Source organism: Bradyrhizobium sp. Unk1 (genome assembly GCF_059512345.1).
Genome location: NZ_JCAMOP010000002.1, coordinates 441504 through 451443 on the forward strand (window position 1 = coordinate 441504; position 9940 = coordinate 451443).

Annotated in this window: 13 protein-coding genes and 1 tRNA gene; 3 read left to right on the forward strand and 11 right to left on the reverse strand. The window is 63.9% G+C overall.

Going from position 1 to position 9940, the window contains the following annotated elements; translation table 11 throughout:
- Positions 1 to 614 precede the first annotated feature (614 nt).
- Both AC5ZFO_RS04105 and AC5ZFO_RS04110 read left to right on the forward strand, forming a co-directional pair.
- On the forward strand, positions 615 to 842 hold the full coding sequence (locus AC5ZFO_RS04105; RefSeq protein WP_496121445.1) for a DUF3551 domain-containing protein: 228 nt from the start codon (positions 615 to 617) through the stop codon (positions 840 to 842).
- 408 nt (positions 843 to 1250) lie between these two features.
- Positions 1251 to 1634, forward strand: a complete 384-nt coding sequence (locus tag AC5ZFO_RS04110; RefSeq protein WP_028147401.1) for a PLDc N-terminal domain-containing protein — start codon at positions 1251 to 1253, stop codon at positions 1632 to 1634.
- Positions 1635 to 2308: 674 nt separating this feature from the next.
- Here AC5ZFO_RS04110 and AC5ZFO_RS04115 read toward each other — a convergent pair.
- The 11 genes from AC5ZFO_RS04115 to AC5ZFO_RS04165 form a co-directional block, all read right to left on the reverse strand.
- The gene (locus AC5ZFO_RS04115; protein WP_496121447.1) at positions 2309 to 2800 is read right to left on the reverse strand and encodes a hypothetical protein; all 492 of its coding nucleotides are present in this window, start codon (positions 2798 to 2800) and stop codon (positions 2309 to 2311) included.
- Positions 2801 to 2914: 114 nt separating this feature from the next.
- Positions 2915 to 3064, reverse strand: a complete 150-nt coding sequence (locus AC5ZFO_RS04120) for a hypothetical protein (RefSeq protein WP_282519766.1) — start codon at positions 3062 to 3064, stop codon at positions 2915 to 2917.
- 115 nt (positions 3065 to 3179) lie between these two features.
- A tRNA-Phe gene (locus AC5ZFO_RS04125) sits at positions 3180 to 3255 on the reverse strand.
- A 184-nt stretch (positions 3256 to 3439) separates the two neighbouring features.
- Entirely contained in the window at positions 3440 to 3622 is a 183-nt protein-coding gene (gene yacG, locus AC5ZFO_RS04130) for a DNA gyrase inhibitor YacG (RefSeq protein WP_028151429.1), read from the reverse strand.
- 144 nt (positions 3623 to 3766) lie between these two features.
- Positions 3767 to 4396 carry a Maf-like protein gene (locus AC5ZFO_RS04135; RefSeq protein WP_028151428.1) on the reverse strand — a complete coding sequence of 210 codons (630 nt, stop codon included), beginning with the start codon at positions 4394 to 4396 and terminating at the stop codon, positions 3767 to 3769.
- A 145-nt stretch (positions 4397 to 4541) separates the two neighbouring features.
- Entirely contained in the window at positions 4542 to 5009 is a 468-nt protein-coding gene (locus AC5ZFO_RS04140; RefSeq protein ID WP_028151427.1) for an arsenate-mycothiol transferase ArsC, read from the reverse strand.
- Between the two features lie 5 nt (positions 5010 to 5014).
- The gene (locus AC5ZFO_RS04145; protein ID WP_282519765.1) at positions 5015 to 5512 is read right to left on the reverse strand and encodes a UPF0262 family protein; all 498 of its coding nucleotides are present in this window, start codon (positions 5510 to 5512) and stop codon (positions 5015 to 5017) included.
- Positions 5509 to 6804 (reverse strand): histidinol dehydrogenase, encoded by a 1296-nt coding sequence (hisD, locus tag AC5ZFO_RS04150; protein WP_496121451.1) that lies wholly within the window; start codon positions 6802 to 6804, stop codon positions 5509 to 5511. The genes AC5ZFO_RS04145 and hisD overlap by 4 nt, the downstream gene beginning before the upstream one ends.
- Positions 6805 to 6949: 145 nt before the next feature.
- The gene (locus AC5ZFO_RS04155) at positions 6950 to 7399 is read right to left on the reverse strand and encodes a DUF2948 family protein (protein WP_282519763.1); all 450 of its coding nucleotides are present in this window, start codon (positions 7397 to 7399) and stop codon (positions 6950 to 6952) included.
- A gap of 82 nt (positions 7400 to 7481) precedes the next feature.
- Positions 7482 to 8141 carry an NAD(P)H-binding protein gene (locus tag AC5ZFO_RS04160; RefSeq protein ID WP_282519762.1) on the reverse strand — a complete coding sequence of 220 codons (660 nt, stop codon included), beginning with the start codon at positions 8139 to 8141 and terminating at the stop codon, positions 7482 to 7484.
- 26 nt (positions 8142 to 8167) lie between these two features.
- A complete protein-coding gene (locus tag AC5ZFO_RS04165) occupies positions 8168 to 9106 on the reverse strand; it encodes an SDR family oxidoreductase (protein ID WP_282519761.1) in 939 nt (312 codons plus the stop codon).
- Positions 9107 to 9188: 82 nt separating this feature from the next.
- Here AC5ZFO_RS04165 and AC5ZFO_RS04170 point away from each other — a divergent pair, with 82 nt between their 5' ends.
- Positions 9189 to 9842 carry a TetR/AcrR family transcriptional regulator gene (locus AC5ZFO_RS04170; RefSeq protein WP_282519760.1) on the forward strand — a complete coding sequence of 218 codons (654 nt, stop codon included), beginning with the start codon at positions 9189 to 9191 and terminating at the stop codon, positions 9840 to 9842.
- Positions 9843 to 9940 lie beyond the last annotated feature (98 nt).

Genomic DNA, 9940 nt, shown 5'->3' on the forward strand with positions numbered 1-9940 from the left:
GCGTCAACCGCGTGGGCGACGAGAACGCCAATGCTGAGTACGATCAGGCAAATAATCGCCGCTTGAAATAACATCGGAGTAAATTCCGTGGGCCAGGGTCGGCTTTTATAAGCCCTCACATTCCGCCAGCATTTGGCCACCCAGAAGGCGCTTCGGTGTCCGCCTCGTTACAAGTATGCAAGGTTCATTGGCCTCGCGCGACGACGTCTCACTCCTTCAAAGCGGTGCGAGAATCTGCCAGACGATCAGCAGCACAACGACTACTAACATGGCGTAGATAGTCCCGCGGCCGATCCGGTTCATTCGAGAACCTCGTATTCGAACGCCACTCCCACAGGATCGTTCTCTACGAACCATGCTTCCGCGGCATCCTGGCTGGCGAAACGGGGCTCGATATCCGAAAGCCGTACGTCATCCGGCCAGCGGTCCGCATTCAAGGACACGCAATGGCAATTGTTACGTTTACCTACAAGCGGTTCCGAGCCTGAGTAGCATGAGCGCTTTTCGCGCCAGGTAGCATCAATAAACGCCCCAGCGTCTGGCAAGGGCTTTTACTGGCGGTATTCCCCTCGCTCCGCCAGTATATTCACCTCCATCCATCCACGGAGATCGATATGCATCGTGTCGCTCCGATGCTGAAGTTACTCACTGCCGCTGTATTCCTTGCTTTTTTGGAGCCAGTCCGAGCTGTCGAGGCGGATCGATACTGCCTGCGAGGTCGCAATTGGGGCTTTCCGGGCAATTGTCAGTTCGCCACCCGCTCGCAATGCCTGGCTTCTGCTTCTGGCACGAACGCATATTGCGGCATCAACCCGCGCTATGCCGCTCCGCGGCGGCGCTAATCACCGCTCGGAGCTATTCGGCGGCACGGCATGGCAGAAGCGGTCAATCAAGGAAGACCCCCGATGCGAAAGCTTGCACTGTTCGTCATCCTGCTCTCGTTCGCAGGAATGGTCCCTTCCAGCGAATTATTTTCTCAGAGTGCGCTGCGAGGTGCCGTCATCGGTGGTGCTGTTGGTGGTCGCCGCGGCGCTGCCATAGGGGCGACGGCCGGAGCCATCGCGGGCGCCCACCGGCGACATCGGCATTGGCATCGATATTATTGGAGGAACGGCAACTGCTGGTACCGCTCGTCCAGCGGAAGGTCGCACCGGGTGTCGCATCGGTACTGCCGTTGAGCCTTCGCGTAGCGGGCCGTGCGACTGGCCTACAGAAGAGATCGAGAACGGCAACTCAATAAGGGGATCGCAATGTTCTTCGCTCAGGAAGGATTCACATATCGAAATTTTCTGATGGATATAATTGCTGTATTCGCATTTGTCGTTTGGTTCTGGCTGCTCATTGTCATCTATGGCGACCTGTTCAGGCGCCACGACATTTCCGGATGGGGTAAGGCACTGTGGGTGCTTGCGCTTGTTCTGACCTCCTACCTCGGCATCTTTGCTTACCTCATCACCCAAGGCAGGGGGATGGCGGAACGCAGCGCTGAGCAGGCTCAGCGGGCGCGCGAGGAATTACGGCACATCGTCGGCTTTAGTGTCGCCGACGAGCTTTCCAAGCTCGATCAGCTCAAAAAATCGGGCTCCATAACCGACACCGAGTACGGGCGCCTTCGCACCAAGCTGGTCTCCTAACCATCGGTGAGGGAAGCGGGGAGGCCCATGATGTTCGCAAAGCCTTTTGGAACCGTTGGAGCTCTTATTGCCGGCTTTGCAATTGCGTGGACTGAAAGCGCGCATGCGGAAATATTCATAACAACCGCCACCATATCGCAGGGCGAGTTGGTCATCGTCGGAAGAGTAAGACGGCCCCGCGAGCCCAGCGTGGAGATCAAGATCAGTCCGAGCAAAACCGTGAAAGTCGAGAGCACGTCGACGGGAGGATTTCGGTGGATTGGACCGGAGTTTCCATCCACTTGTATCGTCAAGATCACGTCCGGATCAGATACGAGAGACGTGGTGATACAGAATTGCGGCCTCCCCGGGCCAGCGGGTCCTCCAGGGCCGGCCGGACCTGCAGGCCCGATCGGACCGCCCGGGCCCAAAGGGAATTAGAAGGCAGACTTCGTCTTGCGGGTTTGCAGGTTGCCCACCGGATCGCTCTCGCATCAACAATGGAGGTGTCGGTTCGAAGTTCTGACGGAGCGCTACTGAGCATTATTGGACTTGGTTGCGTTTTCGACCGGAACCGCAGCGTGCGATGATAGGTACCGGCGATCACGCCGTGATTATCGATGCGCGGGCGACTGTGCCCAGTCCGATCGGAGGAGGCTGGCCTAGCCGACGAGCCTCCTCAACCCCAGCCGCCCCTACTTCAACGCCAAGCTGCTGCAATAGGCCGAGGTCTCGCCCGACCGCCAGCCGGTGACTCGTCCGGCTTCCTTGCACTCGTCGTAGGTCTTGAAGTTGCCGACGTTCCGGCACGTGAAGGAGTACACGCCGCCCGAAGCGTTGCAGCCGACCCAGCGCTGATTTCCCGTCTTGAAGCTCGATTGGCAACCGCCGGCACAGCTGCTCGTTTCGCGTTCGAGCTTGGCGAGCCTCGCGGCATCCGACATCGGCACCGCCGCGGCTGTCGATGTGGTTGGCGATGTCCGATACCCGGTGCTGCGGGCGGCCACGTGATGCGTTGGCTTGTGCGGCCTTGCCACCTGTCGCGGCGCGTCGACCGTGACGCTGGGAAGCTGGGTCTCGGTGGGCGTCGGTTGAGACATTGCCGTGCCGCTCAGGCCGCACAGCAACAGTGCAATCGATGGGAATGCGACAGCGGGACGCGCAACGAAGCGTGACGACAACGTCATGGCCATGTCCTTCCAGATGCGGAGGGACAGTCCATTCCATCCCCCGAGACGAGGATATCACGCGCCAATTGGAGTTGCATCGCCGAATCCTGCAACTTGATTCGGCCGGTCTCGTCATCCGCCCGTGGTGATCAACCACTGGACGAACGTCATCAGAACGGCGACCGCGATGGCCACGACGACGAGGTTTGGCTCCTGGAGCGTGCGGAAATCATCGTTGCGTTCCGCCATGAAGCGCGCGCAGCCATGAATGAGCATCGTCAACAGCACCGCACCCGCTGAACCAAGGTACGCGCTCAGCCACGATGCGTGGCGTTGCTGGAATAGGCCGGAGAAATTGGCGTCAGCGGATGCCGGAGAACGAGGGCAAGCACCAGGATGGTGCCCAGGGGCGGAATCGAACCACCGACACTGCGATTTTCAGTCGCATGCTCTACCAACTGAGCTACCTGGGCGTGCTCCAAAGAGGGGCCAAGGCCCATCGAGCGGGCGGTTTATAGTGGGCTGGAAGCGGCCTGTCCACCCGGCTTCGCCAAGTGGCTTCGCTGGGCGCGGCCCGCCTGTGCACAAGGTGGGGCGGGCTTGCTGCGGCTGGTTCACGGAGAATCGACCGCCTGACTAAGAGATTGATATTACTCGTTATTCTTCGCCATCCGCCTCGTCGTCGCGGCCGGGAATGACGTAGGAGCCTTTCAGCCAGCGGTTCAGGTCGACGTCGCGGCAGCGCGAGGAGCAGAACGGGCGGGTGGCTTCCGACTGCGGCTTGCCGCAGATCGGGCAGGTTTTGAGCGGGCCGGCGGGCTTTTTGACGTGGTCGTCCATGATGTCGGCAGCTTACTCGGGGTGAAGGCGTTCAAGAGCCTGTCGGCGAAGCGGTTCCTCGCCCGGACGCGCAGGCGCTGCGGGCCGGGTCCGGCGGCCCATTCTACTGTGCATGGGGTTGTTTTCGAGATTTTTGTCGGCGCGCTAGATCGCCGTGGCGTTGAGCCAGCCGAAGCGGATCGGAAAACCCTCGCCGCCGAGCAGCGTCGTGGTCTCGTAGAGCGGCAGGCCGACGACGTTGCTGTAGGACCCCACCATCTTCACCACGAAGGAACCGGCGATGCCCTGCACGGCGTAGCCGCCGGCCTTGCCGCGCCATTCGCCAGAGCCGATGTAGGCCTGGATGTCGTCCTCGGAGAGGCGCTTGAAGCGGACGCGGGTCTCGACCAGACGCTGGCGGAAGGCCTCGCGCGGCGTCACCAGGCAGATCGCGGTGTAGACGCGGTGGTTGCGGCCCGACAGCAGCCGCAGGCACTGCGCCGCCTCGTCCACCAGATTGGCCTTGGGCAGGATGCGGCGGCCGACCGCCACAACCGTGTCGGCCGAGAGGATGAAGGCGCCGCGCAGCTCGTCGTCGAGCTGGACTGATTTGAGCGCCGCATCGGCCTTGGCCCTTGCGAGACGGTTGGCGCAGGCGCGCGGCAGCTCGCCCCGCTTCGGCGTCTCGTCGACGTCGGCCGGCCGGAGCGCGTCCGGCTCGATGCCGGCCTGGTTGAGCAGCGACAGGCGCCGCGGCGAACCGGAGGCAAGTACGAATTTGGGGCGGCCGAGCATCAGGTGATTGGGGGATGAAGCAGGGGGTGAATTGCGCGCGGAACCTATCGGAAGGGGGCTGATTTCACAACCCGGGAACCCGGACTTTACTGATTCGAGGCGTCCCACATGCATGTGCCCTCGGTCTGTGACGCGGGTGTTACGGCTAACCGCTCGCCGCGCCGACCTTCGCGAAACGCCTGCGGATGCGCATCAGGAGCTGGTCGCAGACCTCGCGGTAGGCGGCGAGCTTCTGGTCGCGGCTGCCTTCGATCGTGGTGGGATCCTGCGTCGGCCAGTATTCGACGTCGGCGGCGAGCGTGCGGGTCAGCTCCAGCGCCTTGTGGTGCGCTTCGGGCGAGAGCGTGATGATGAGGTCGAAATTCAGCCCCTCCCAATCCTCCAGCTCCTCGAAGGTCTGCGGCTTGTGGGCGGAGATGTCCTGCCCCAGCTCATCCATCACGGCGACCACGAAGGGATCGAGCTCGCCTTTCCTGGCGCCGGCCGACTTCACGTAGAGGCCTTGTGGAAACATGTGCCGCAGCAGGCTCTCGGCCATCGGCGAGCGCACGCTGTTCATCGCGCAGGCGAACAGCACCGATTGCGGATCGCGTGCGCGTGGCGGCGCCGCCATCGCACTTAGCCCTTCCAATGAAGGACGGTGATGAGCGTGAACAGCCGGCGCGAGGTCTCGAAATCGACCCGCACCTTGCCCTTCAGCCGCTCCTGGAGCGTGCGCGATCCCTCGTCATGGATGCCGCGGCGGCCCATGTCGATGGCCTCGATCTTGTCCGGCGTAGCTGTCCGGATCGCCTGATAGTAGCTGTCGCAGATCATGAAATAGTCCTTCACGATCCGCCGGAACGGCGTCAACGACAACAGATGCGCGACCACGGGCGTGCCGTCGTCGCAGCGAATGTCGAACATCAGCCGGCTGCCGGTGATGCCGATATGCAGCGTGAACGGCCCCTTCCCGTCGGCGCCATCGGGCGCGAACAGATTCTGCTCGATCAGATCGTAGATCGCGATCGCGCGCTCATGCTCGATGTCGGGCCCGGAACGGCCGATCGAGTCCTCGTCGAGGGTGACCGCGACGATGCGATTGGTCGTGTCGTCCTGTTCGGGCGGCTGGGTCATGACAGATTGAGGCGCAATCCAATCGAGCGCGAATGAGCGTCCAGCCCCTCCGCTTGTCCGAGCGTCATCGCGGCAGGTCCGAGCGCACGCAGCTGGTCCGGGCCGCATTTCAGGATCGAGGTGCGCTTCATGAAGTCGGCAACTCCGAGGCCTGAGGAGAACCGCGCCGAGCGCGCCGTCGGCAGCACGTGGTTGGAGCCGCCGACATAGTCGCCGATCGCCTCCGGCGTATGCGCCCCGAGGAACACCGCGCCGGCGTTGCGGATCTTTGCGGCAAGCGCGTCGGGATCATCAGTCATGATCTCGAGATGCTCGGCCGCGATCGCATCCGCGAGCGGAATGGCATCGGCAAGATTCTTCACCATGATGATGGCGCCGAAATCGGCCCAGGAGGCGCCGGCAATTGCTGTGCGCGGCAATGTCTTCAGCTGCGCTTCGACGGCTTTTTCGACATCGGCGGCCAGGCGCGCGGAATCCGTGATCAGGATCGATTGCGCGCTGGCGTCGTGCTCGGCCTGCGCCAGCAGATCAGCGGCGATCCAGTCGGCATTGCCGGTGTCATCGGCAATCACCAGCACCTCGGAGGGACCGGCGATCATGTCGATGCCGACCTTGCCGAACACCAGCCGTTTTGCTGCGGCGACATAGGCGTTGCCGGGGCCGACGATCTTTGCGACCGGCGCGATCGTCGCGGTGCCGTGGGCGAGCGCCGCCACGGCCTGCGCGCCGCCGACGCGGTAGATCTCGCTGACACCGCCGAGCGAAGCGGCCGCCAGCACCAGCGGATTGAGCTTGCCGTCCGGCGACGGCACCACCATGACGAGGCGCGCGACGCCGGCGACCTTCGCGGGTACCGCGTTCATCAGCACCGAGGAGGGATAGGCCGCGGTACCGCCGGGTACATAGAGGCCGGCGGATTCGATCGCGGTATAGCGCCAGCCGAGCTCGACGCCGAGCGGATCGGTGAAGCGCTCGTCCTTCGGAAGCTGGCGGCGGTGATAGGTCTCGATGCGGTCGCGCGCGAGCTTGAGCGCATCCAGCGTCGCGGCATCGCAGGCCTTTACGGCCGCCTCGATCTCTGCGGCGGTGACGCGCAGGCCGGATGCATCCAGCTTCAGCCGGTCGAACTTTGCCGTGGCCTCGAGCAGGGCCGCATCGCCCCGCCTGGCCACGTCGTCGACGATGACGCGCACGGCGGCCTCGACGTCGGCCGAGACCTCGCGCTTGGCGGCGAGGAAGGCCGCGAATCGCTGGTCAAAATCGGCGCTGCTGCGGTCGAGACGAACGGGCATTTTTGGCTTGGCTTCCGGCTGGTCTTTGGGGCGGATTGGCTCACCCGACCCCCTGCTCAATGGCGCGACGGGGAAGCTGCGTCAACCCTCGGGAGATGCCGTTCCGGCAGCGGCCCGACCTGGCTTGACTGGTATACCGGTCAACTCACCCCTCCTCCTCGATGCCCAGTCCCGCCCCCAGCTCGTCCGCCCCCAGATCAGTCAACTCGCACTCCAGACATTCGACGTCGAGGCGGATGGCGCCGCCATGGGCGAACAGCAGCAGGGCGCTGCCGCCGGGCTCCTGGTCGCGGCCGTCCTGGGGGTGAAACTCGATGCCGACGAGGTCCAGAACCTCGTCCGGCGCGCCGAGATCGATGTTGCGCGATTTGCAGGCGAGCACGCGGTCGAAGCGGAGCGCGGCGACCAGCCGGCGGGGTTCGGCCTCGCCGTCCAGAGTCTGCTCCCAGTCCAGCCGGCTCATCCCGACCACCAGCCGCTTCTCGCTCTGCCGCCAGATGATGTCGGCGGCCTGGACGCGGGCGTCCTGCACATGGGTCGAGATCACCGCGAGATCGTCGGCATCGAGCGCGATCAGTTTGAGCTGGGGAGACATCGCCGGCATTTCTCCTCGGGGGACTGATATGGCTCAACGCGCGCGGACGCGGAAATTTCCGTGAAACTAACGGGCCAGCCGACTAGAGGCTATTGATATCCTCCATCTCCAGTACCTTCCGCGGATACCCCTCCCGGGCGACACGAATCATGGCGCGACCCATCTGCTCGGTCGAGGTGACCAGCCGCGGCGAGATCCGGCGCAGCGCCGACCAGAGCGGCCCGGTTGCGGCATACACGGCCTGCACCCAGGCGGTCTTGGAGCGGGCGCCGTGCAGGGGCTGGATCGCCCCGGGCCGGAACATGTAGGCGCCCCGGAATGGCAACTTGAGCAGATCGTTTTCGGTCTTGCCCTTGACCCGCGCCCACATCCGCGATCCCTGCTCGGTGGAATCGGTGCCGGCGCCGGTGACGTAGACGAACGTCATCTGCGGATTGAGCTTCGCGAGCGTCGTCGCCGCCGCGAGCGTGAGATCGTAGGTGAGATGGCGATAGCGATCCTCGCTCATGCCGATCGAGGAGACGCCGAGGCAGAAGAAGCAGGCATCGAAGCCCGTGAGCTGCGCTTCGATCGCCGAGTAGTCGGTGAAATCGCCGTGCGTGATTTCGGTGAGCTTGGCGTTTCGCACTCCGGTCGGGCTGCGGCCGACCACGAGCACGCGGTCGATGCCGGTGTCGATCAGGCATTCGCGCAATACGCCCTGACCGACCATGCCGGTCGCGCCGAAGATGATGACTTGCATCGTGACGTTCCCAACCGGCCCGCGGCTCATGCGGCAACCGCGATCTCGTCGAAGGATACACCGGTCAACGTCGCCGAGACATCCCACAGCATGGCGGCCGCGGCGAAATCCTTCGCCTGCGGCATGATCTTCGCCGGCGCAGGCGGCCCCTTCAATTCGTAGAACCAGTTCGGACCGTAATAGCCACCGGACTCTGCAGCCGGCGAGGTCGCCGCGAACAGCGTGGGCAGCGCGCCTTCGGCTGCGGAGTGGCTGATGAAAGGCTGGAGCCAACGGCTCACGCGCGACTGGAAAGTGTTCGCGCCCGGCCCGTTCGGAATGAGATCGGTCCGCGCGTAGCCGGGATGGGCGCCGAGGCTCGTCAGGCCCCAGCCGGTGGCGAGGCTGCGGCGCTGCAGCTCCAGCGAAAACATCAGCATCGCCAGCTTGGACTGGCAATAGGCGCGCCAGGGGCGATAGGAACGCTTGCCTTGCAGATCGTCGAAATTGATCGCACCGGAGCGGTGCGCGAGGCTCGACAGATTGACGATGCGCGGCGCTTTCGCGCGACGAAGCTGCGGCAACAGCTGTGCCGTCAGCGCGTAATGGCCGAGATAGTTGGTGCCGAGCTGCATCTCGAAACCATCGTCCGTCTGCTGCCGCTTCGGCAGCGCCATCACGCCGGCATTGTTGATCAGGAGATCCAGCTGCTCGTTGCTGGCGGCAAAGCGCCTGGTAAAATCGGCGACGGAGGCGAGACTGGCGAGATCGAGATGCTCGTAGGCGATCAATGCGTTGGGAAACCGCTCGCAAATGCCCTCGATCGCCCGCAGGCCCTTTGCGTCGTTGCGTCCGGTGAGTATGACAATGGCACCGGCGCCCGCCAGCGCCATCGCCGTCTCGTAGCCGAGGCCGCCCGTCGCCCCGGTCACGACGGCGGTCTTGCCGCTGAGAGAGGGGATGTCTGCCGTGCTCCAGTCGGTCATGCCATATCTCCGTTCGGGGCTGGAAAAGCCCCGCGACGGGTCTAAATGTGCACTGAGTGCAAGTTTGCAAGAGGTGAAATAATTGAAGGCTTCGAAGGCCGCCGGGAAATCAGCCAGGAAAGGCGCCAAGCCATTGGCAGCAGGGGCAAAATCCCCTGATGGCCTGGGCTTGCGCGAGCGCAAGCTGCAGGCGACCCGCGAGCGGTTGACCCGCGCGGCGATGGCACTGTTCCTGGAGCGTGGCTTCGAGGCCACGACCATCGACGACATCGCGACCGCGGCGGACGTGTCGCGCCGCAGCTTCTTCCATTATTTCGCGTCCAAGGAGGATGTGGTCGCTGCCTGGCAGGAGGGCGCGGCAACCGCGCTGGTCGCCGAGATCGTGGCGCGGCCCACGAACGAGTCCATGCTGACCGCGGCCGAGAATGCGATCGCGGGGGCGATCAAGCGGATCGACCCGGCGGAGGCGGCGGCGATGTCGCGGCTCAAGCGCGACAATCCAGCGCTGCAAGCGCGCGATCAGCTCAAATACGAGAAGCTCGAGCGCGCATTGGCCGAAGGGCTTTCGCAGCGCGCCAAAACCAAATCGGACAGGCTGAAGGCACGGCTCGTCGCCATGATCGCCACCGGCGCGATGCGGGTCGGCGGCGAAAGCTGGATCGGCGAAGGTGTGCGGGAGAAACCGGAGGTCTTCGTGAAGCGCACGTTCGATGCGATCAGGGCGATCTTGAAGTGACGCTCTTCCTTCTCCCCTTGTGGGCCTGTTGCGTTATCGGCTCTTGAGGCTGAAGACGTCAGGAGAGAAGGCCTTGGTCCCGGTAATTTCCTGCCAAG

Bases quoted from the DNA above. Each gene is read 5' to 3' on its own strand.
- AC5ZFO_RS04105 (WP_496121445.1), top strand. From the start codon at position 615: ATGCATCGTGTCGCTCCGATGCTGAAGTTACTCACTGCCGCTGTATTC.
- AC5ZFO_RS04110 (WP_028147401.1), top strand. From the start codon at position 1,251: ATGTTCTTCGCTCAGGAAGGATTCACATATCGAAATTTTCTGATGGAT.
- AC5ZFO_RS04115 (WP_496121447.1), bottom strand. From the start codon at position 2,800: ATGACGTTGTCGTCACGCTTCGTTGCGCGTCCCGCTGTCGCATTCCCA.
- yacG (WP_028151429.1), bottom strand. From the start codon at position 3,622: ATGGACGACCACGTCAAAAAGCCCGCCGGCCCGCTCAAAACCTGCCCG.
- AC5ZFO_RS04135 (WP_028151428.1), bottom strand. From the start codon at position 4,396: ATGCTCGGCCGCCCCAAATTCGTACTTGCCTCCGGTTCGCCGCGGCGC.
- AC5ZFO_RS04140 (WP_028151427.1), bottom strand. From the start codon at position 5,009: ATGGCGGCGCCGCCACGCGCACGCGATCCGCAATCGGTGCTGTTCGCC.
- AC5ZFO_RS04145 (WP_282519765.1), bottom strand. From the start codon at position 5,512: ATGACCCAGCCGCCCGAACAGGACGACACGACCAATCGCATCGTCGCG.
- hisD (WP_496121451.1), bottom strand. From the start codon at position 6,804: ATGCCCGTTCGTCTCGACCGCAGCAGCGCCGATTTTGACCAGCGATTC.
- AC5ZFO_RS04155 (WP_282519763.1), bottom strand. From the start codon at position 7,399: ATGTCTCCCCAGCTCAAACTGATCGCGCTCGATGCCGACGATCTCGCG.
- AC5ZFO_RS04160 (WP_282519762.1), bottom strand. From the start codon at position 8,141: ATGCAAGTCATCATCTTCGGCGCGACCGGCATGGTCGGTCAGGGCGTA.
- AC5ZFO_RS04165 (WP_282519761.1), bottom strand. From the start codon at position 9,106: ATGACCGACTGGAGCACGGCAGACATCCCCTCTCTCAGCGGCAAGACC.